Source organism: Marinobacter sp., assembly GCF_046484525.1.
In the GTDB taxonomy this organism is placed as follows: domain Bacteria; phylum Pseudomonadota; class Gammaproteobacteria; order Pseudomonadales; family Oleiphilaceae; genus Marinobacter.
The window spans coordinates 34,224-54,466 of the sequence record NZ_JAWOIS010000049.1 but is presented as its reverse complement, the minus strand read 5'-3'; the positions used below and the strand labels follow the sequence as shown (position 1 = coordinate 54,466).

17 protein-coding genes are annotated in these 20,243 nt (G+C 59.6%); 12 read left to right on the top strand and 5 right to left on the bottom strand.

Annotated features, from left to right (window positions below; genetic code table 11):
- Positions 1-5 precede the first annotated feature (5 nt).
- Genes R6W86_RS10805 through R6W86_RS10795 form a run of 3 tightly spaced genes read right to left on the bottom strand, consistent with a single transcriptional unit; the run spans position 6 to position 2,143 of the window.
- Positions 6-530 (bottom strand): NAD(P)H-dependent oxidoreductase, encoded by a 525-nt coding sequence (locus R6W86_RS10805; RefSeq protein WP_410329364.1) that lies wholly within the window; start codon positions 528-530, stop codon positions 6-8.
- A gap of 29 nt (positions 531-559) precedes the next feature.
- Positions 560-790 carry a thioredoxin family protein gene (locus R6W86_RS10800; RefSeq protein WP_410329363.1) on the bottom strand — a complete coding sequence of 77 codons (231 nt, stop codon included), beginning with the start codon at positions 788-790 and terminating at the stop codon, positions 560-562.
- Between the two features lie 30 nt (positions 791-820).
- Positions 821-2,143, bottom strand: coding sequence for a permease (locus R6W86_RS10795; RefSeq protein ID WP_410329362.1), 1,323 nt, complete (start codon positions 2,141-2,143; stop codon positions 821-823).
- Between the two features lie 144 nt (positions 2,144-2,287).
- Here R6W86_RS10795 and R6W86_RS10790 point away from each other — a divergent pair, with 144 nt between their 5' ends.
- Genes R6W86_RS10790 through arsJ form a run of 3 tightly spaced genes read left to right on the top strand, consistent with a single transcriptional unit; the run spans position 2,288 to position 5,292 of the window.
- Positions 2,288-3,052 (top strand): metalloregulator ArsR/SmtB family transcription factor, encoded by a 765-nt coding sequence (locus tag R6W86_RS10790; protein WP_410329361.1) that lies wholly within the window; start codon positions 2,288-2,290, stop codon positions 3,050-3,052.
- A 40-nt stretch (positions 3,053-3,092) separates the two neighbouring features.
- Positions 3,093-4,097: an ArsJ-associated glyceraldehyde-3-phosphate dehydrogenase gene (locus R6W86_RS10785; RefSeq protein WP_410329360.1), complete on the top strand. Its 1,005-nt coding sequence runs from the start codon at positions 3,093-3,095 to the stop codon at positions 4,095-4,097.
- A 1-nt stretch (position 4,098) separates the two neighbouring features.
- Complete coding sequence (gene arsJ / locus R6W86_RS10780) at positions 4,099-5,292, top strand: organoarsenical effux MFS transporter ArsJ (protein ID WP_410329359.1); 1,194 nt, start codon at positions 4,099-4,101, stop codon at positions 5,290-5,292.
- Between the two features lie 7 nt (positions 5,293-5,299).
- Here the strand turns inward: arsJ and R6W86_RS10775 are convergent, their stop codons facing one another.
- On the bottom strand, positions 5,300-5,917 hold the full coding sequence (locus tag R6W86_RS10775; protein WP_410329358.1) for a hypothetical protein: 618 nt from the start codon (positions 5,915-5,917) through the stop codon (positions 5,300-5,302).
- Between the two features lie 171 nt (positions 5,918-6,088).
- Here R6W86_RS10775 and R6W86_RS10770 point away from each other — a divergent pair, with 171 nt between their 5' ends.
- The 5 genes from R6W86_RS10770 to R6W86_RS10750 all read left to right on the top strand — a co-directional run bounded on the left by R6W86_RS10770 (position 6,089) and on the right by R6W86_RS10750 (position 14,878).
- Positions 6,089-7,273 (top strand): MFS transporter, encoded by a 1,185-nt coding sequence (locus R6W86_RS10770; protein ID WP_410329357.1) that lies wholly within the window; start codon positions 6,089-6,091, stop codon positions 7,271-7,273.
- A 26-nt stretch (positions 7,274-7,299) separates the two neighbouring features.
- Positions 7,300-8,421, top strand: a complete 1,122-nt coding sequence (locus R6W86_RS10765; protein WP_410329356.1) for a DUF3524 domain-containing protein — start codon at positions 7,300-7,302, stop codon at positions 8,419-8,421.
- A 289-nt stretch (positions 8,422-8,710) separates the two neighbouring features.
- Positions 8,711-10,198: a SulP family inorganic anion transporter gene (locus tag R6W86_RS10760; protein ID WP_410329355.1), complete on the top strand. Its 1,488-nt coding sequence runs from the start codon at positions 8,711-8,713 to the stop codon at positions 10,196-10,198.
- A gap of 101 nt (positions 10,199-10,299) precedes the next feature.
- A complete protein-coding gene (gene nifJ, locus R6W86_RS10755; RefSeq protein ID WP_410329354.1) occupies positions 10,300-13,893 on the top strand; it encodes a pyruvate:ferredoxin (flavodoxin) oxidoreductase in 3,594 nt (1,197 codons plus the stop codon).
- Positions 13,886-14,878 (top strand): dihydroorotate dehydrogenase-like protein, encoded by a 993-nt coding sequence (locus R6W86_RS10750; protein ID WP_410329353.1) that lies wholly within the window; start codon positions 13,886-13,888, stop codon positions 14,876-14,878. The genes nifJ and R6W86_RS10750 overlap by 8 nt, the downstream gene beginning before the upstream one ends.
- A 3-nt stretch (positions 14,879-14,881) precedes the next feature.
- Here R6W86_RS10750 and R6W86_RS10745 read toward each other — a convergent pair whose 3' ends face one another.
- A complete protein-coding gene (locus R6W86_RS10745) occupies positions 14,882-15,286 on the bottom strand; it encodes an acyl-CoA thioesterase (protein ID WP_410329352.1) in 405 nt (134 codons plus the stop codon).
- A gap of 195 nt (positions 15,287-15,481) precedes the next feature.
- Between R6W86_RS10745 and R6W86_RS10740 the strand changes: the two genes are divergently transcribed.
- From R6W86_RS10740 to pstB, 4 genes are all read left to right on the top strand, one after another.
- On the top strand, positions 15,482-16,531 hold the full coding sequence (locus R6W86_RS10740) for a substrate-binding domain-containing protein (RefSeq protein WP_410329351.1): 1,050 nt from the start codon (positions 15,482-15,484) through the stop codon (positions 16,529-16,531).
- Between the two features lie 152 nt (positions 16,532-16,683).
- On the top strand, positions 16,684-18,072 hold the full coding sequence (pstC, locus tag R6W86_RS10735; RefSeq protein WP_410329350.1) for a phosphate ABC transporter permease subunit PstC: 1,389 nt from the start codon (positions 16,684-16,686) through the stop codon (positions 18,070-18,072).
- The gene (pstA, locus tag R6W86_RS10730; RefSeq protein WP_410329349.1) at positions 18,065-19,342 is read left to right on the top strand and encodes a phosphate ABC transporter permease PstA; all 1,278 of its coding nucleotides are present in this window, start codon (positions 18,065-18,067) and stop codon (positions 19,340-19,342) included. The genes pstC and pstA overlap by 8 nt, the downstream gene beginning before the upstream one ends.
- Before the next feature lie 11 nt (positions 19,343-19,353).
- Positions 19,354-20,241, top strand: a complete 888-nt coding sequence (pstB, locus tag R6W86_RS10725) for a phosphate ABC transporter ATP-binding protein PstB (protein WP_410329348.1) — start codon at positions 19,354-19,356, stop codon at positions 20,239-20,241.
- Positions 20,242-20,243 lie beyond the last annotated feature (2 nt).

The window sequence follows — 20,243 nt, the reverse complement described above, 5'->3', positions numbered from 1 at the left end:
CATCCTTAAATGGAACGTTGGTTCACGCGCTTCGACAATGCCTCCGCGCTTTCCTTGCGTTCGGAATAACGGTCGGTCAGGTACTCACTGCGGTCCCGCACCAACAGGGTGAACTTTACCAGTTCTTCCATGACATCCACGATGCGGTCGTAGCAGGGCGAGGGCTTCATACGGTTGTTGTCGTCGAATTCCATGAACGCCTTGGGCACAGTCGACTGGTTCGGAATGGTGACCATGCGCATCCACCTGCCCAGAACTCGCAACTGGTTGACCGCATTGAACGACTGGGAGCCGCCACACACCTGCATCACTGCCAGAGTCTTGCCCTGAGTCGGTCGAACCGCGCCCATGGCCTCGAGCAACCGGGCCGCTTCTTCCACCGCCAGGCGGCTGAACGAGCGCTCCCGCAGGGACCCGTACAGCAGCAGAATTCTCGGCCGGTGGCTTGAAGGCGCTGCGGCAAACAGCTCCTCGTTGGTGGGGGCCCGGAACAGCCCGTTATCAATGTTCGGCAGATCAGATGGATTCATGGTCAGCGTCAGGTTTCCTGTGAACGGATTCAGCCCAGAAGTTTCTTGATCTCGTCGGCACTGGCCACCTTGCCTTCCATGGCAATCTCGCCGTCCACGGCCAGGGCGGGTGTGCGCATGACGCCGGCATCAATGATGTCGTTCACGTCGGTGACTTTTTCCACTTCGTAGTCGAGCCCGAGCGCCTTTGCAGCTTCCTCTGCGTTGGTGGTCAGTTGTTTGCATTTGGAGCAGCCGCTGCCATAGATAGTGAATTTCATCGTTATCTCCTTCGCGTATACGCGGCAGGTCTAGACCCACCAGTTTCCGTAAATAAAGCCTGTGGTGGTCGCCATGACCACCACCAGGGCACAGTACACCAGGGTTTTCTGGGTGCCCAGAATGGTCCGGATCACCAGCATGTTCGGTAACGACAGGGCCGGACCCGCCAGCAATAGCGCCAGTGCCGGCCCCTTGCCCATGCCGGAGCCCATCAGGGCTTCGACAATGGGTACCTCAGTCAGGGTGGAGAAATACATCAGGGCGCCCAGTACCGAGGCCAGGATGGTGGAGAGCAGGGAGTTGTCGCCCACGGCGGCGGCTACCCATGCCGAGGGAATCATGCCTTCATGGCCCGGCCGGCCCAGGGCAAAGCCCGCTACAAACACACCGGCCAGCAACAGTGGCAGGATTTGCTTGGCGAAATCCCAGCTTTGAAGCGGCCACTCCCGGTCTTCATCCCGCATGGTGGCGATCAGCATCAGTCCGCCAATAGCGATCACGAATGGCAGTTCCGGCATGCTCGGAGCCACGGTGGCCGCGATGGCAACCGCCGCTGCCAGAATCAGCAGCTGACGGGGTGGCCAGTGCCAGCGCCAGACCAGCAGAGCGCCCAAGGCAGCGCCAAGGGCGGCAGTGATCGGCCATTTCAGATCGTAGATGGCCATCCATGTGCTGTTGTCGGCCGCAGCCCAGTTGGCAAACACCAGAATGCCCACCATCAGCGCAAAGAACAGGGTAATGATGCCTACGGGTTTGTCGGCATCATCGCCGCCAAAGCCCCGGGCATTGTTGACGGAGCGTTCGGCTTCCTCCTTGCGGTAGATCAGGTGCATGATCGCGCCGATGACCACGGCAAACACAATGGCGCCAATGGCCCTGGCCAGGCCGATTTCGGCGCCCAGTACCTTGGCGGTGACCACAATGGCCATGATGTTGATGGCGGGGCCAGAGTAGAGAAAGGCTACGGCCGCGCCCAGGCCCGCACCCCGGCGGTAGATTCCTCCAAACAGTGGCAGCACGGTGCAGGAGCAGACAGCCAGCAAGGTGCCGGACACCGATGCCACACCGAATGCCACCGGCTTGGAGGCGGAGGGGCCCAGATAACGCATTACCGAGCCCTGGCTGATATAGACCGCCATGGCACCGGCAATCAGGAAGGCAGGCAGCAGGCACAGGATGACGTGTTCCTGGGCATACCAGTTGGTCAGCCGGAAAGCTTCCAGCACGGCGTTGTCAAATCGCTCGGTGCCGGCGGGCATAAAAAAGATGGCCAGAAAGGCGAGGATCATGACAAACAGCAGGTTTCCTTCCCGTTGATTGCTCCGATAGATCTCCAGCAGTTTTTCTGTCATGGCCCTTTCCGGTGTCCTTTGTCTGGTTATTCGTGGCTGGCCTTTTGAAGGCCGCAGGGTGGGTTACTGTCTTTACTCTGTCATGGTTGACGGTTATTATCGCAAAAACTGAATATATGGCAATTCGAATATGCGGAAATGCGTATGAAAAGAAGAGTCCTGTTTGTGTGCACGGCCAACAGCGCCCGCTCCCTGATGGCGGAAGCCCTGCTTAGGCACATGGCCGGTGACCGGTTCGAGGTGGCCAGTGCCGGTACCGAGCCTTCTCGCCCCCATCCTCTGGCGATACAGGTATTGCAGGAGGCCGGCATTCCGACCGATGGGCTGTACAGCAAGTCGCTGGCGGAGCTGCGGGGCCAGTACTGGGATTACGTGATTACCCTGTGTGAAAAAGCCGCCCGGGAGTGCGGATTGGTGGCTTCCAAACCCCAGCAGATCGCGTGGGATTTTCCGGACCCGGCCGAAGCTAACCGTCACGCCACCTTTGCCCTGACCCTCAAGGAACTGAAAGAGCGCATCGGCCTGTTCACCCTGGTCCACCAGAAAGAGACCAGCCTGAAACAGGCCAGCTACAACCCGGTGACTATTTTCAAGGCGATGGGGGACGAGCTTCGCCTGGCCGCGCTGTTACTGATCAAGGACCAGGAAAAGCTGTGCGTGTGTGAACTGACCGAGGCCTTTGAAGTACCCCAGCCAAAAGTCAGCCGCCATCTGGCCTCACTCCGGGATGCCGGCCTGCTGGAAACGGAGCGCAGGGGCCAGTGGGTTTATTATTACCTTAATCCGGGGTTGCCAGAATGGGTTGCGCGGGTTCTGGATGAAACCGCACGGAACAACGTCGTACTGATCGAACAGTCACTGTCACGATTACAGGCCATGGTGGATCGCCCGGTTATGCAGTGCCCCTGACTATCCACGCACAGATTAGCCAACGCGCAAGGAGAACAGCATGAGCAAGATCAAGGTAGGAATTAACGGATTCGGTCGGATTGGCCGTCTGGCGTTGCGTGCGGCCTGGGAGTGGCCGGACATGGAATTTGTCGCCATCAACGACCCGGGCGCTGATGCCGGGACGCTGGCGCACCTGCTTAATTTCGACAGCATTCATGGCCGCTGGAGTCAGGAGGCAACGGCGGACGGAACGGGTATTGTGGTCGAAGGGCAGCGGATCCGCGTGACCCACAACCGAACCATCGGCGAAACCGACTGGACCGGCTGTGATCTGGTGATCGAGGCCAGTGGCGTGAACAGAAAAGTCAATGTCCTGCAGGCCTATCTGGATCAGGGCGTGAAACGGGTGGTGGTCACCGCGCCGGTCAAGGAAGCGGGCGCCAGGAACATTGTGCTGGGTGTGAACGAACACATCTTCGATCCGGCCAACGACCGCATTGTTACCGCCGCTTCCTGCACCACCAACTGTTTGGCGCCGGTGGTCAAGGTGATTCACGAGAAGCTGGGCATCAAGCATGGCTCCATCACCACAATCCACAGCCTGACCAACACCCAGACCATCATCGATGCGCCTCACAAGGACCTTCGCCGTGCCCGGGCTTGCGGCAGTTCACTAATCCCCACCAGCACTGGTTCAGCAACGGCGATTATCGAGATATTCCCGGAACTGAAAGGACGCCTGGATGGCCACGCAGTACGCGTGCCTTTAACCAATGCTTCACTCACCGATTGCGTGTTTGAAGTTGAAACTGCCACAGACAGGGACACCGTAAACCAGCTGTTGAAAGAGGCGGCGGGAGGTGAGCTGAAAGGTATTCTGGGCTACGAAGAGCGCCCGCTGGTGTCGATCGACTACAAGACCGACCCGCGTTCGTCCATCGTCGATGCCCTGTCCACCATGGTGGTCAACGGTACCCAGGTGAAGATCTACGCCTGGTACGACAACGAGTGGGGCTACGCCAACCGCACCGTTGAGCTGGCGCGCAAGGTAGGTTCTGCCTGATATGACGGCCGCCATCCGACAGTATCTGGTCATCACCGGCAACTACTGGGCCTTTACCCTCACGGATGGCGCCCTGCGGATGCTGGTGGTGCTGCATTTTCACCAGTTGGGCTACTCGCCGCTGGAAATCGCCCTGTTGTTCATCTTCTACGAGTTCTTCGGGGTGGTGACCAACCTGGTGGGCGGGTACCTGGGCGCCCGCATGGGCCTGAACCGCACCATGAACATCGGCCTGTTCCTGCAGATTTTGGCGCTGGGCATGCTGGCGGTGCCGGCGGCTATGCTGACGGTGCCCTGGGTGATGGCGGCGCAGGCGCTCTCAGGGATTGCCAAGGATCTGAACAAGATGTCCGCCAAGAGCGGCATCAAGTTGCTGGTGCCGGATGAGCAACAGGGTACGCTGTACAAATGGGTGGCGATCCTGACCGGCTCCAAGAATACCCTCAAGGGTGTGGGTTTTTTCCTCGGCGGTGTATTGCTGATGGCCGCCGGCTTTACGGGTGCCGTGATCATCATGGCGGTGGCTCTGGGCCTGGTGTGGCTGGCCAGCCTGTTCCTTCTGGGACAGGATCTTGGCAAGAGCAAGGCCAAGCCCAAATTTAGCGAGGTGCTTTCCAAAAGTCGGGCCATCAACGTGTTGTCCGCAGCGCGGATGTTTTTGTTCGGTGCCCGGGATGTCTGGTTTGTGGTGGCTCTGCCCGTTTACCTGCACACGGTCTTTGGCTGGGACTTCTGGAAAGTGGGCGGCTTTATGGCCACCTGGATTATCGGCTATGGCTTTATCCAGACCATCGCCCCGCGCATCACCGGAAACATGGAAGGCAAACAGCCGGCCGTGCTCTGGGCGTCAGCCCTGGCGCTGATTCCGGCAGCGATTGCCATTGGTCTGACGGCGGGCTGGTCACCGCAGATCGTGATTGTCGGTGGCCTGCTGTTGTTTGGCGTGCTGTTTGCCGTCAATTCCTCCCTGCACAGCTACCTCATCGTCAGTTACGCGAGAGGCGATGGCGTATCCCTGGATGTGGGCTTTTATTACATGTCCAATGCCGCCGGCCGGCTGCTGGGAACGATCCTGTCCGGGTGGGTCTACCAAGCCTGGGGGCTGGAAGCCTGCTTGTGGATATCGTCGGGTCTGGTGGCCATGGCAGCGTTGCTGTCGGTGCTGTTGCCTGAGCGGCGGCCAGTGACAGCCTGACCGGGCCTCAGAACCGAATGGCCAGCCCTGCGGCGGCTTCCACCTGCAAGTAGCCGCTGCTGTCGAACCTGAGTTCGCAGCCACCGGAGCAGAACGCGGAACCTCCCGAATTCAGGGCGGTGTAAACACCGCGCAGATCCAGCCTCAGGCGCAGTTGTTCAGTCAGGAAGAACTGGTACCCGCCACCCAGAGACAGGGCGGCCCGGTGGTGAGTTTCGTATTTTGAATCGTCCGGTTCCAGTCGGGTAACGCCCAGGACGCCGGAAATGAATCCCCCGTGGGTTTTCCCGCCCGGGAAATAGAGGCCTCCGAACTGTAGTTGGTAGATCGTCAGTTCGATGGAATCGACGGCCGGTGCGAACAGGCCGTTGTCCAGTCGTGCAGAGGTGCTCTGCCGGCCGAAATAGAGCTCTCCCTGTTTGCCCGGCTCTGGCAGATCAAAATTGAACACCAGCCCCTGGCTTGTGGAATCCCGGAAGTTGATCTGGTCTGTGGTGCTGGCACCGGAGGTCTCGATATCCACTGAACTACTCATGCGGAAACCTGCAAACGGTGACAGGCTCACCTCAGCCGTCACCGGTGGCGCTGACAGAACCAGGACAGCTGAGAGAATTCGGAGATTCATTCAGGTACTCCGGCGTTGGGTGGCTGGTGGTTGGCAGGATTCCGTGTAACGATATTACCATTGCAGATCCCGCAAGCCTTGCCAAGGATCTACCAGGCACCAAAGTAGCATGGGTGAAGTACGGTTCCCGACGCCAGGCTTTGCCCTTCGCTTGCATAAAAGACAACAATAATGATCGACCTGCTAAAACGTTACCCCTTACCCGTCATTGTGCTGGCCCAGCTCTTCGGAACTTCGCTCTGGTTCAGTATCAATGGTGTCTGGCTGTCGCTGTCCGCGGAATTAGGCCTGACGGAAACCGATCTGGGCCGGCTAACGCTGGCGGTTCAGGCAGGGTTCATCGCCGGTACCCTGACCATCGCTGTGACCGGTCTGGCAGACCGCTTTGGCGCTAGCCGGATCTTTGCCCTGTCGAGCCTCCTGGGTGCCCTGGTCAATGGCGGGTTTGTTTTCGCCGCCGGTTGGCCACCGGTTGATTTCCTTCTGCGGTTTGCCACGGGGCTGTGTCTTGCTGGTATCTACCCCCTGGGCATGAAAATGGTGATCGCCTGGATCCCAAAATACGCCGGTGCGGCACTGGCCTGGCTGGTGGGCATGCTTACCCTGGGTACAGCCCTGCCACATCTGATGCGGGGAGCGACGCTGGGCATGCCCTGGGAGTGGCCTCTGATGGCGGCATCCTGCCTTGCCCTTGCGGGAGGGCTGCTGGTTTTCCTGTTGGGCGACGGGCCGCACCTGCCGAAAAGCAGTGGCCGGCTACCCCTCAGCCAGGGGCTGGCTGCCCTGCGTATACCGAGATTCCGGGCGGTGGCCGGTGGTTACTTTGGCCACATGTGGGAGCTTTATGCCTTCTGGACATTGACGCCCCTGCTGATCGGCCGGGAACTGCAGCGTCTGGGTCAGGGTGAGGCATGGGTTCCCTGGCTGTCGTTCGCGGTGATCGGCATTGGCGCTGCGGGCTGCGTCGGTGGCGGCCGGCTTAGTCGAACCCTGGGCAGCGAATGGGTGGCCCGGCGGGCGCTGATGGTGTCCGGGGCTTTCTGCCTTCTGTATCCCTGGTTGAATGGGCTCGCCCCGGTCTTGCTGATCGCGTTGCTGGTTGTCTGGGGGATTGCGGTGGTGGCAGATTCGCCACAGTTTTCGGCACTGGCGGCTGCAACGGCACCGAAAGAATCGGTGGGTTCTTCGCTGGCGGTGATGAATGCGGTCGGGTTTGGGCTGACCCTGCCCGCCATCTGGCTGACCAGCGGATTATGGGGCCAGTTGGATGTCTGGGTGGTTCTGCTGCTGGTGCCCGGGCCGGTGCTCGGGCTGTGGTCGCTGTCCAGAGCGCGACCTGACGCTAAGTCTGGTTAATGGGCGTGAGCCTGATGAAGCCCGATATGTCCAAACCGAGAGTACTAGTGCTGTCCGGTTACGACGCCGCCAGTCATAAGCGCTGGCGTGAGCAACTGGCGGCACTGTTGCCGGAATTCCACTGGCACGGCCTGGCATTGCCTCCGAGGTTCTTCCGCTGGCGCATCCGGGGCAATCCACTGAGCTGGCTTAATGAGCCGCTCCTGCTGGAACGCTGGGATCTGATTATTGCTACATCCATGGTGGATCTGGCCACCCTGCGCGGTCTGCACCCGCGCCTGGCCAATACACCCTGCCTGCTGTACATGCACGAAAACCAGTTCGCCTTTCCGGTCTCCCGTGGCCAGAACACCAGTGCCGATCCACAGATGGTGAACCTCTACAGTGCCCTGTCTGCCGATTGTGTGGTGTTCAACAGTGGCTGGAACCGGGACAGTTTTCTGGACGGTGTCGATACTTTCGTCCAAATACTGCCTGACAGAGTGCCCGAAGGGCTGATCGAAACTTTGCGTGATAAGTCCCGGGTGATACCGGTACCGATTGAGGACCGTTTGTTTGCCGATGATCGTGGCGTGAGCTGGGCTCGGCCACACCTGCTCTGGAACCATCGCTGGGAATACGACAAGGGACCGGATCGCCTGTTGAAACTCCTGCAGGTTCTCGACCGGCGCTCAGTTCCGTTTCGGCTCAGTGTTGTCGGCGAGAGTTTCCGGAAGCATCCGCCGGCATTTGGCCAGATCCGTGAGGCGTTCGGCCAGCGGATAGAGCAGTGGGGCTTTCTTGAAAGCCGGGCGGACTATGACCGGTTGTTACGCCAGGCGGATATGGTTGTTTCGACAGCCCTGCATGATTTCCAGGGATTGTCGATGCTGGAGGCCATGGCATCCGGATGTGTGCCCCTGGCCCCCGACCGGCTGGCCTACCCGGAGTATGTGCCGGACGACTGCCGATACCAGAGTCGTGAACAGGCCGCGGACCCGGAAGCAGAGGCTGCGGCAGACTGCCTCGAACGGGTGATGCGATGCCAGCCAAAGGCCTGCAGGCCGGATGCCTGGCGGGCATCGGTGCTGGCAGTACAATACCAGTCTCTCTTTGATGCCCTGATCCATGCCGGGAAGAGCGACCTTACTTTTTCATCACGGCTTTGATAGACTCCGCGCCCTCTTTTCGGCCGATGCCTGATTTTCATCAGAGATACTGAAACCAGACTGTGACGATCCTTCCACCCTAGCATTCAGACTTCCCTTCTCCCTCGATAGTCCAGCAAGGCTTGAGCATCCAGCCGGTATATCGTCATCGGCCAAGTGGATTCGTTTCTCTCGATATCTTGCTCACGGAATAGCGACTGTCATGGTTTTTCTCCAGACTCTGGCTCCACAGGAATAGGCCTGGTGTCTGTTGCCCGGCTTTTGAAACCTTTAATCGGATTAAACGAATATGCTCAGCAGAATACGAAACAACTGGTTCTCCAATGTTCGGGGCGATCTGCTCGCTGGTATCGTTGTGGCCCTCGCCCTGATTCCGGAGGCCATCGCCTTTTCCATCATTGCAGGAGTGGACCCGAAAGTGGGGCTTTATGCTTCCTTCTGTATTGCTGTGGTGATTGCGTTCGTGGGCGGTCGCCCCGGGATGATTTCAGCTGCCACCGGCGCCATGGCATTGCTGATGGTCACGCTGGTGAAAGAACATGGTCTCGAATACCTGCTCGCCGCGACCCTGCTCACGGGTGTGTTTCAGATTGTTGCAGGCTACCTCAAGCTGGGGGCACTGATGCGGTTTGTCTCCCGTTCGGTGGTGACCGGGTTTGTGAATGCGCTGGCGATCCTTATTTTCATGGCGCAGTTGCCCGAGCTGACCGACGTCACCTGGCATGTCTATGCCATGACCGCCGCAGGCCTGGCGATCATCTACCTGTTCCCGCTGGTTCCGGTGATCGGCAAGATCCTTCCGTCACCGCTGGTGTGCATCATCTCTCTCACGGCCGTTGCCATGATCCTGGGTCTGGATATCCGCACCGTGGGCGATATGGGTGAATTGCCGGATACCCTGCCGGTGTTCCTGTGGCCGGATGTGCCGCTCAACCTCGAGACGCTGATGATTATCCTGCCGTATTCCCTGGGGCTTGCCGTGGTCGGCCTGCTGGAATCCATGATGACCGCGACCATCGTGGACGACCTGACCGACACCACCAGCGACCGTAATCGCGAATGCAAGGGCCAGGGCGTGGCCAACATCGGTGCCGGGCTACTCGGTGGCATGGCCGGTTGCGCGATGATTGGCCAGTCCATCATCAACATCAAGTCCGGTGGTCGTACCCGGCTCTCCACCTTCACCGCCGGTGCTTTCCTGTTGGTGATGGTGCTGGTGTTGGACCAGTGGCTGGTCCAGATACCCATGGCGGCGCTGGTGGCGGTGATGATCATGGTGTCGATTGGTACCTTCAGCTGGGAGTCCATCAGAAATCTCCGGGAACACCCGCTCTCAACCAACATCGTCATGGTGGTTACCGTGATCGTGGTGGTGGCGACTCACAACCTCGCCTTTGGGGTACTGGCTGGCGTACTTCTGGCTGCCCTGTTCTTCGCCAACAAGGTGGGCCATTACATGCTGGTGACGTCGGACTATGACCAAGCGTCCGATACGCGACGCTACAACGTGGTGGGTCAGGTGTTCTTCAGCTCTTCCGAGAAGTTCATCGAAACCTTTGACTTCAAGGAAGCCGTCGACAATGTGGTAATCGACCTGGGCCGGGCTCATTTCTGGGATATCACGGCCGTGGGTGCACTGGACAAGGTGGTCGTCAAGTTCCGCCGGGAAGGTGCCGATGTCGAGGTGGTTGGCCTGAATGAGGCCAGTGCCACCATCGTTGACCGCTTTGGCGTGCACGACAAGCCTGATGCTGTGGATCAGTTGATGGCCCACTGACCAAAGGCTGGTCGATGCATCGAAAGCCTGGCCGCTTGCGGCCGTCAGCAGCCCTGCCTAGACTCATGACTGTTGGATGGTTATGACAAGGAGAAGCGGCCATGGCGTTCCAGACCCTTGATGGCAACGAAGCTGTGGCCTCGGTGGCTTATCGCCTGAGTGAGACCATTGCCATCTATCCGATCACCCCGGCGTCGGTGATGGGCGAACATGCCGACGACTGGGCGGCTCTTGGCCGTCCCAATCTCTGGGGGCAGGTTCCCAGTGTGGTGGAAATGCAGTCCGAAGCCGGAGCCGCCGGGGCCGTGCACGGAGCCCTGCAGGCGGGCTCGCTGGTGACCACCTTCACTGCTTCCCAGGGGCTGCTGTTGATGCTGCCCAACCTGTTCAAGATTGCCGGTGAGCTCTCGCCGTTCTGCATGCACATTGCCGCCCGCAGTGTTGCCACCCATGCCCTGTCGATCTTCTGCGACCATTCCGATGTGATGACCGCCCGCGGCACGGGCTTTGCGCTGCTGGCTTCCGGGTCGGTTCAGGAAGCCCAGGATCTCGCCGCCATCGGCCACGCGGTCACCCTGGAGGCTCGGGTGCCGGTGATGCATTTCTTTGATGGCTTCCGAACCTCCCATGAAATCTCCAAGATTGCCGCCCTGAGCGATGAGCAACTGCAGGGCCTGGTGTCCCATGAAGGGGTGGCGGCCCATCGTGAGCGTCGAATGACCCCGGACCGGCCGGTGGTTCGGGGCACCTCCCAGAATCCCGACGCGTTTTTCCAGTCCCGGGAGGCCACAAACCCGTTTTACCAGGCCTTCCCGGAGAAGCTGGAATCGGTGATGGAGCGGTTTGCCGAGGTCACCGGGCGGCGGTACCGGCTGTTTGATTATGTGGGGCATCCCGAGGCGGAGCGGGTGGTCATCCTGATGGGGTCCGGGGCGGAATGCGCCCACGAGACGGTGGACTGGCTGCTTGGGCAGGGGGAGAAGGTCGGTGTACTCAAGGTGCGCCTGTTCCGGCCCTTTGCTACCGACCGTTTCCTGGCGGCGCTGCCCAATACCGTGAAGCATCTGGCAGTGCTGGACCGGACCAAGGAGCCCGGAGCCCAGGGCGAGCCGCTGTTGCTGGAGGTCAGTGGGGCGCTGATGGAAGCCTGGAGCCGGGGTGAGCGGCAGATCCTGCCCCGGGTGATCGGAGGCCGGTACGGTCTGTCTTCCCGTGAATTCACCCCGGCGATGGTGTGCGCCATTTTTGACGAGCTGCAGAGTGAGGCGCCGAAAACGCGTTTCACCGTCGGTGTTCGTGACGATGTTACCCGGTTGTCGCTGGAGGTGGATGAAGAACTGGATATCGAATCGCCAAAAACCCGCCGGGCCCTGTTCTTCGGGCTGGGGTCCGACGGCACTGTCAGCAGCAACAAGGCCAGTATCAAGATCCTGGGCGAGGGCACGGACCTCTTTGCCCAGGGGCATTTCGTCTATGACTCCAAGAAATCCGGGGCCACCACGGTTTCCCATTTGCGGTTTGGCCCCTTGCCCATCCGTTCCAGTTACCAGATCCGCAAGGCCCAGTTTGTGGCCATTCATGCACCCCAGTTCCTCGAGCGATTCGATGTTCTGGAGCACGCTGCCGACGGCGCAACGGTACTGCTGAATGTTCCCTGGTCAAAGGATGAGACCTGGGACCGTTTGTCGGTCGAAGTCCAGCGGGTGCTGGTGGAGCGCAAGGCCCGCCTGTATGTCATCGATGCAGCGGAAGTTGCGGAGAAAGCTGGACTAGAGCGGCGCATCAACACGGTGATGCAGGTGTGCTTCTTTGCCCTGGCCGACATCCTGCCAAAGGACGAGGCAATCGCCCGCATCAAGGACGCCATCCGCGAAACCTGGGGTCGTCGCGGGTCGGAGGTGGTTCGCCGTAACGTGGAGGCGGTGGATTCCGCACTGGACAACCTGCATGAAGTACCGGTACCGGACAAGGTGACGGCGACCCGCACCCGACCCCCAAGGGTGCCGGAGGATGCGCCGGACTTCGTACAGAAAGTCACGCGGCTGTTGATGGACGGCCAGGGCGACAAGCTGCCCGTGAGCGCCTTCCCGCTGGATGGCACCTGGCCCTCGGGTACCAGTCAGTTCGAGAAACGCTCCATTGCCCAGGAAATTCCGATCTGGGAGCCCGATCTGTGCGTGCAGTGCAACTTCTGCGCGATGATTTGCCCCCATACCGCCATCACCAGCAAGGTCTTCGAGCCGGAGGCGGCGCGAAATGGTCCGGAATCCTTCGAGGCCGTTCCCGAAACCCACACAGCGGAACTGGAAGGTCTGGACTACCGGATTCAGGTGGCGCCGGAGGACTGCACGGGTTGTGGCCTGTGTGTGGAAGTATGTCCTGCCAAGGACCGCACCCAGCCCAAGCGCAAGGCCATCAACATGCAGCCTATGGAGGAGCATCGCGAGGCAGAGGCGGAAAATCTGAAGTTCCTGCGCAGCTTGCCGGATGTTCCCAGGGACCGTATTCCCCGGGATTTCAAATCGCTGCCGTTGTTGATCCCGTTGTTCGAATACTCCGGCGCTTGCGCCGGCTGCGGCGAGACGCCCTACATCCGCCTGCTCACCCAGTTACTGGGTGACCGCCTGCTGCTTGCCAATGCCACCGGTTGTTCCTCCATTTATGGCGGCAACCTGCCCACCACACCGTATACGGTGAATGCCGATGGCCGGGGGCCGACCTGGAACAATTCGTTGTTCGAGGATGCGGCGGAACTGGGTCTGGGCATGCGTCTGGGACTGGACAAGCTGGTGGGACGAGCCCGACAGTTGCTGGATGGCATGAGCGAACGTTTGCCTCGAGAACTTTACAGCGACCTGACCGGCCCCTGCGCCACCCTCGACGAGGCGGCCATGGCGGCACGGCGAAAGGCGGTCGCAAGATTGCGGGACTGGCTGGCGGATCAGCAGGGCGAGGAGGTGCAGGAACTGGCGAGTCTGGCCGATGAGCTGTGCCCCAAGAGCGTATGGGTCATTGGTGGTGATGGCTGGGCCTACGACATCGGTTACGGCGGCCTGGACCACGCCCTGGCCTCCGGTCGGAACCTCAAGCTGCTGGTCCTGGATACCGAGGTGTATTCCAACACCGGCGGTCAGCAGTCAAAAGCCACGCCCATGGGCGCGATTGCCAAGTTTGCGGCTGCCGGCAAGGAAACCCGCAAGAAAGACCTGGGCTTGCTGGCCATGAGTTATGGCCATGTTTACGTGGCTCAGATTGCCATGCAGTCCCACAGTAACCAGACCACCAAAGCTCTGCAGGAGGCCGAAAGCTTCGATGGCCCCGCGCTGATCATTGCCCACAGCCCCTGTATCGCCCATGGCTACGACCTCGTGCATTCACCGGCACAGCAAAAGCGGGCGGTGGACAGCTGGGCCTGGCCGATCTACCGCTTCGATCCCAGGCGCATAGACGAGGGCCTGCCGCCCCTACAGCTGGACTCTTTGCGCCTGAAAGTTCCGATGAAAACCTACATGCAGGAGGAAGCCCGCTTCCGAATGCTCGAATTGCGGGATCCGGAAAGGTATGAGCAGCTTGTCGCCGCCGCCACCGAGGCGGCGCAGGACCAACGGGAACTCTATAAACAGCTGGCGGGCATCCATTTTGAGCCCCATGAACATCCGGAATCCGGACAGGGGAAGGGGGAATCACATGACTGAGTTGACAACCCGATGGCTCGGGCTGGACCTGCACTCGCCTCTGGTGGTGGGTGCCAGCCCGCTGACCGATGATCTTGATGCCCTAAAGGCCTGTGTCGACGCGGGCGCCGGTGCCGTGGTGATGCATTCGCTGTTCGAAGAGCAGCTGGTGGCGGAGCAGATGGCGGCCCATCGCTTCATCGATTCCCGGATCAATATGGATGCCGAGGCGCGCTCGTTCTTTCCCGGATCGGAGATGTTCGAGGTGGGCTCCGGCAGTTACCTCAAGCGCCTGGAGCTGCTGCGGAACGGGCTGGATGTCCCGGTGATTGCCTCACTGAACGGCATTTCGCCCGGTGGCTGGACCCACCACGCCCGGGAGCTGGAAGACGCCGGCGCGGAGGCCATCGAGCTCAATCTTTACGATCTGGCCACCGATCCCGCCGATACGGCGGCAAGGCTGGAACAGCGGCAGCTGGAGGTGGTGCGTTCGGTGGTGGAGCAGGTTTCAATTCCGGTGAGCGTCAAGCTGTCACCGTTCTACTCGGCATTACCCGCCTTCGTGGCGGGTCTGGAAGCGGCGGGCGCCCGAGGACTGGTGCTGTTCAACCGCTTCTATCAGCCGGATATCGATCTGGACGAGCTGACCCTGAGCCGGGAGGTGGTTCTGTCCAGTAGTGCGGAATTGCCCCTTCGGTTGCACGCCGTGGCCATGCTGTTCAATCGCACCGGTCTGGAAATGGCGGTCTCCGGAGGCGTCCATACCGGTGACGATGCAGCCAAGGCTTTGCTTTCCGGCGCCACCGCGGTGCAGGTGGTGTCCGCCCTGTTGGCGGAGGGGACGCAGGCCCTGGCCCGGATCAGAAGCGCCATGGATCAGCGACTGTCATCGATGGGTTACAGCACCCTGGCTGACGCCCGGGGAGCCCTGTCACTGGACAACGCACCGGATTCACAGACCTGGGAGCGCCTGAACTACGCCCGCCTTTTACACGGCTGGCAATGACAGTCAAAGGCCCTGCTCGGGCACTTCCCGGATCCGGCCATGCTCATCGATCGCTACGTAGACAAACAGCCCCTCGGTGACTTTTCTGGGGTTTTTCGCAGCACGGTCCAGGGTCCAGACCTCCACATTGATTCTCATGGAGCTGCGGCCGATGTCCACCAGCTCACAGTAGCACCCAACCTGGGAGCCCACCCGCAACGGCGACAGAAACTCCATCCGGTCCATGGCCACGGTGGCATTGCGGCCCTGGGAGATCCGCCCCGCCATGGTGGCGGCAGCGAGATCCATTTGCTTTACCAGCCAGCCGGCAAATACATCACCGTTGGCGTTGGTGTCTGCGGGAAGGGGGATTACCTGGAGGATGAGTTCGCCCCGGGGGGCGGGTTTGTCATCGTCGAAAGCCGTCATGGAGCCTGCCTTTGATAAGTCTGGAATTATTGTAAACCCGCATGTTAACGGCCTGAACGCGTGCTGCAAGAAAATTTGCGCGATGGCGACTATATTTCAGAAGTTGTAACAAACTTGTCACAGAGACCTCCTAGGATGCACTCATCGGTAAAGCACATCCGACACAACGTCCTAACCAAATAATGGAGACTTGACGTGATGAAACTGAACAAAGTACTCGCAAGTGTTGCGCTGGCTGGCTCTGTCGCCGCCATGTCCACACCGGCCATGGCCCGTGACACCATCAGCATCGTGGGTTCCTCCACTGTTTATCCGTTCGCGACCGTGGTTGCCGAGCGTTTTGGCCGTACCACCGACTTCCCGACTCCGAAGCTGGAATCCACCGGCTCCGGCGGCGGTCTGAAGCTGTTCTGTGAAGGTGTGGGTACCCAGCACCCGGACATCACCAACGCATCACGTCGCATGAAGAAGAGTGAATTCGAAAACTGTCAGGCCAACGGTGTCAAGGAAATCACCGAGGTTCGTATCGGCGCTGACGGTATCGTTATCGCCAACTCCAAGGACGCTCCGAAGCTGGATCTGAGCCTGGAGCAGGTGTTCCTGGCACTGGCCAAGGAAGTTCCTGATCCCAAGGGCGGCGACAAGCTGGTGGCCAACCCGTACCAGAAGTGGAGCGACATCGACTCCAGCCTGCCGGACATGGAAATCAGCGTGATGGGTCCCCCTCCGACTTCCGGTACCCGTGACGCCTTCGTTGAAATCGCCATGCAGGGTGGCTGCAAGCAGTACGATTTCATCAAGAACATGGCCAAGAACGACATGAAGTCCGTGTGCCACAGCATGCGTGAAGACGGTCCGTTCGTTGAAGCCGGCGAGAATGACAACCTGATCGTGCAGCGTCTGGCTCAGGATCCGGATACTCTGGGTATCTTTGGCTACAGCTTCCTGATGGAAAACTCCGGTCAGATCCAGGCTGCCACCGTAAACGGTGTTGAACCGACTCCGGAGTCCATCGCTTCGGAAGACTACCCGGTTGCCCGTTCCCTGTTCTTCTACATCAAGAACGCCCACGTCGGTGTTGTTCCGGGTATCCAGGAGTACGTGGCCGAGTTCACCAGCGAAGGCGCCTGGGGTGACAACGGCTACCTGGTAGACGTAGGTCTGATTCCGAACCCGCGCGAGCAGCGTATGGCCACTGCCAAGGCCGTCAAGGAACTGAAGCCGATGACTGGCAACGAGCTGTAAAGCGCTGCCGTCACGGGTCAGGGATGACAAAATAAGGAACGCGGGCCATATGGTCCGCGTTCCTTTGTTACGTTCAAGTGAATATTTCTGGCCAGCAAGCTGGCAGAATAGACGGCTAATCGAACGAACACGCCATCAACACAGAGATTGTTATGCAGACGGCTAATCTTTTGCCTCTGGTTCTGGTTCTTGCGGTTATTGCCTATGGGCTCGCGTATATGCGGTCCAGGGCGGTGGCGGCACCACTGGGCGGAATCCGGAACCTCAAGGCGCTTCCATTTTACTACGCAGCCAGGGCGGCACTGTGGTCTGCCATACCCGCGCTGATTGTGTTGGCGGCCTGGGCCGGATTCGAGGGTAAGGTGATACAAGGCATTGTGATTGCCTCATTGCCTCAGGATGCCTGGCCCAATTCTCCCGGTGAAGCCAGCCTGGTCTTGTCTCAGATCAGTAACGTGGCCGCGGGCAAACTGAATGCTGATTTCGTGCCTGAGCACATTGCCGGCGCTGCCGGTCTGCTGGAATCTCTGAGAGACCAGAGCGCCAACTTCAAAGCCATTCTGGTGTTATTGATTACGGTGTTGGGGGCGGCCTTTGCCTGGAGCCGGGTCGCGCCCCACGTCAATGCCCGGGAAAACGTCGAACGAACGCTCCGGCGCATTTTTTTCGTGTGCGCTGCGGTTGCGGTTCTGACCACCGTCGGCATCGTGTTCTCGGTGATTTTTGAAACAGTGCGCTTCTTCGGCAGAGTGCCGGTAACCGAATTCCTTTTCGGCACTTCCTGGAGTCCGCAGACCGCCTTGCGTGCTGACCAGGTTGGTTCTGACGGTGCCTTCGGTATGATCCCGCTATTCACCGGGACCCTGCTGATTTCGGCCATCGCCCTGCTGGTTGCGGTGCCCGTCGGGCTGCTTTCGGCCATCTATCTATCCGAATACGCCTCGAGGCGAATGCGCGCGACGGTCAAGCCTCTTCTGGAGATGCTGGCTGGCGTACCAACTGTGGTTTACGGTTTTTTTGCCGCCCTGACGGTCGCACCGTTCATTCGTGACCTGGCGGAAATGATCGGTCTGGAGGCCTCTTCCCAAAGCGCCCTCGCGGCAGGACTGGTGATGGGCATCATGATCATCCCTTTCGTTTCCTCGCTGTCTGATGACGTGATCAACGCCGTACCGCAGAACCTGCGGGATGGCTCCCTGGCACTGGGTGCAACCCAGTCCGAAACGATGAAGAACGTGATCTTTCCGGCGGCTCTGCCGGGAATCATTGGCGGCATTTTGCTGGCGGCGTCACGGGCGATCGGCGAGACCATGATCGTGGTCATGGCAGCGGGCTTGGCGGCCAACCTTACCGCCAACCCCCTGGAATCGGTTACCACCGTGACGGTGCAGATTGCCACCTTGCTGGTGGGTGATCAGGAGTTCGACAGCGCCAAGACCCTGTCGGCCTTTGCCCTGGGCATGATGCTCTTTATTGTCACCCTGCTGCTGAATGTCATCGCACTCAAGATTGTTCGTAAATATAGGGAACAGTATGACTGATCAACGTTCTCAGGCGGAGCTTGTCCGTCAGTCCCTGAAGCGTCGGTACCGGAAGGAACGCCGGTTTCGGCTTTATGGTCTTGTGGCCATTTTTGTCGCCCTGGCGTCCCTGGTCATTCTGTTTGCTGACATTATTGGCAAAGGCCACACCGGGTTTATCAAGACCACCATCACTCTGGATCTGAGGCTGAATTCGGACTCCATGTATCTGGATGATCCGACGGACCCTGACCAGCGCTCCATGGCCGATTTCAATGCGCCGATTATTGCGGCGCTCCAGGAGTATTTCCCGGAGGCCGAAGGCCCATCGGCGCGGCGTGAGCTGAGTCGACTGGTGGGAAGCTATGCCGCCAACGATGTCAGTGACTTCCTCGAAAACAACCCGGAGTTGCTGAATACCACTCAGACCATGGAATTTCTTGCCCATGACATGGTGTCGGTGTACGTGAAGCATGCGGACGATCCCAGCTACAGCATCCGGCTCTCGGAACAGCAGCAGCAATGGGTGGATGAGTTGTTGGAGCGGGGAGTGATTGATACCGGCTTCAATGACGTTCTGTTCAGCCGCGGTGACTCCCGGGAGCCCGGCAATGCCGGTATTCTGGGCGCTATCGTTGGCTCATTACTGACCATGCTGGTTACCCTGGCCATCTCTTTTCCCATGGGGATTGCGGCGGCGATCTATCTGGAAGAGTTTGCGCCCCAGAACAGGATTACTGACTTTATCGAGGTCAACATCAATAACCTGGCGGCGGTACCATCCATCATCTTCGGCCTGTTGGGCCTGGCGGTGTTTATCGGCCTGTTCGGCATGCCCCGCTCGGTACCGGTGGTCGGTGGCATGGTACTGGCACTGATGACGCTGCCCACCATTATTATTTCCAGCCGGGCGGCCATCAAAAGTGTTCCGCCCTCCATTCGGGAAGCGGCTGAGGGCATCGGTGCATCCAAAATGCAGGTGGTCCTGCATCATGTGGTCCCGCTGGCGATGCCCGGGATGCTCACCGGTTCCATCATCGGTATGGCACAGGCGCTGGGTGAAACAGCCCCGCTGCTGCTGATCGGTATGGTGGCCTTCATTGTCGATGTGCCGGATGGATTTTTCAGTTCGGCAACGGTGCTTCCCGTTCAGATCTATTTGTGGGCCAGCAGCTCTGAACAGGGCTTTGTTGAGCTGGCCTCCGCCGGAATCATGGTCCTGCTGGCCTTTATGATTACCATGAATGCATTGGCCATCTGGCTCCGTAAGCGACTTGAGCGCCGGTGGTAAGGAGATTATCCATGAATACTATGAATTCAACCGTAACGAGCGAAGCTGGTATGCCTGAAGAAACAGCGATCCCGGCCCAGGAAGAAAGACCGGCAGAAACCGTGATCGAGGAAGGCCGGACCGTTGGCCACCCCTTCGCGGACGATGCGAAGTTCAAGCTGCGCAATGTCGAGGTATTCTACGGCCAGGACCGCGCCATCAAGAATATCAGCCTGGATATCGCCCGCAACGAGGTGATTGCCTTCATCGGACCCTCAGGTTGCGGCAAGTCCACCTTCCTGCGTTGTCTGAACCGAATGAACGACAGCATTGATATCTGTCGGGTCAAGGGTTCGCTGCAACTGGATGACCACGATATCTACGATCCCAAGCGGGATGTGGTAGAGCTGCGTGCCCGGGTGGGCATGGTGTTCCAGAAGCCCAACCCCTTCCCAAAGTCCATCTACGACAACGTCGCCTATGGTCCGCGTATCCACGGCCTGGCTAACCGGAAGTCGGATCTGGACGAGATTGTTGAGAACAGCCTGCGTAAAGCGGGCCTGTGGGATGAGGTCAAGGATCGTCTGGATGCCACCGCGACGGGTATGTCCGGTGGTCAGCAGCAGCGACTGTGTATTGCCCGTGCCATTGCGGTCAGCCCGGAAGTGATTTTGATGGACGAGCCCTGCTCGGCACTGGATCCCATCGCCACTGCCAAGGTGGAAGAACTGATTGCGGAAATGTCAGAGAGTTACACTATCGTGATCGTGACCCACTCCATGCAGCAAGCGGCGCGGGTGTCCCACCGTACGGCCTATTTCCACCTCGGCCATCTGGTGGAAGTGAACGAGACCAACAAGGTATTCACCTCGCCGGAACATGAACTGACCGAATCCTACATCACCGGTCGCTTCGGCTGATT

Coding starts and splice junctions, on each gene's coding strand:
- R6W86_RS10765 (WP_410329356.1), top strand. CDS start 7,300: ATGTCCAAACCGAGAGTACTAGTGCTGTCCGGTTACGACGCCGCCAGT.
- R6W86_RS10745 (WP_410329352.1), bottom strand. CDS start 15,286: ATGACGGCTTTCGACGATGACAAACCCGCCCCCCGGGGCGAACTCATC.
- pstA (WP_410329349.1), top strand. CDS start 18,065: ATGACTGATCAACGTTCTCAGGCGGAGCTTGTCCGTCAGTCCCTGAAG.
- R6W86_RS10790 (WP_410329361.1), top strand. CDS start 2,288: ATGAAAAGAAGAGTCCTGTTTGTGTGCACGGCCAACAGCGCCCGCTCC.
- nifJ (WP_410329354.1), top strand. CDS start 10,300: ATGGCGTTCCAGACCCTTGATGGCAACGAAGCTGTGGCCTCGGTGGCT.
- arsJ (WP_410329359.1), top strand. CDS start 4,099: ATGACGGCCGCCATCCGACAGTATCTGGTCATCACCGGCAACTACTGG.
- R6W86_RS10795 (WP_410329362.1), bottom strand. CDS start 2,143: ATGACAGAAAAACTGCTGGAGATCTATCGGAGCAATCAACGGGAAGGA.
- pstB (WP_410329348.1), top strand. CDS start 19,354: ATGAATACTATGAATTCAACCGTAACGAGCGAAGCTGGTATGCCTGAA.
- R6W86_RS10775 (WP_410329358.1), bottom strand. CDS start 5,917: ATGAATCTCCGAATTCTCTCAGCTGTCCTGGTTCTGTCAGCGCCACCG.
- R6W86_RS10800 (WP_410329363.1), bottom strand. CDS start 790: ATGAAATTCACTATCTATGGCAGCGGCTGCTCCAAATGCAAACAACTG.
- R6W86_RS10750 (WP_410329353.1), top strand. CDS start 13,886: ATGACTGAGTTGACAACCCGATGGCTCGGGCTGGACCTGCACTCGCCT.
- R6W86_RS10770 (WP_410329357.1), top strand. CDS start 6,089: ATGATCGACCTGCTAAAACGTTACCCCTTACCCGTCATTGTGCTGGCC.
- R6W86_RS10805 (WP_410329364.1), bottom strand. CDS start 530: ATGAATCCATCTGATCTGCCGAACATTGATAACGGGCTGTTCCGGGCC.
- R6W86_RS10785 (WP_410329360.1), top strand. CDS start 3,093: ATGAGCAAGATCAAGGTAGGAATTAACGGATTCGGTCGGATTGGCCGT.
- R6W86_RS10760 (WP_410329355.1), top strand. CDS start 8,711: ATGCTCAGCAGAATACGAAACAACTGGTTCTCCAATGTTCGGGGCGAT.
- pstC (WP_410329350.1), top strand. CDS start 16,684: ATGCAGACGGCTAATCTTTTGCCTCTGGTTCTGGTTCTTGCGGTTATT.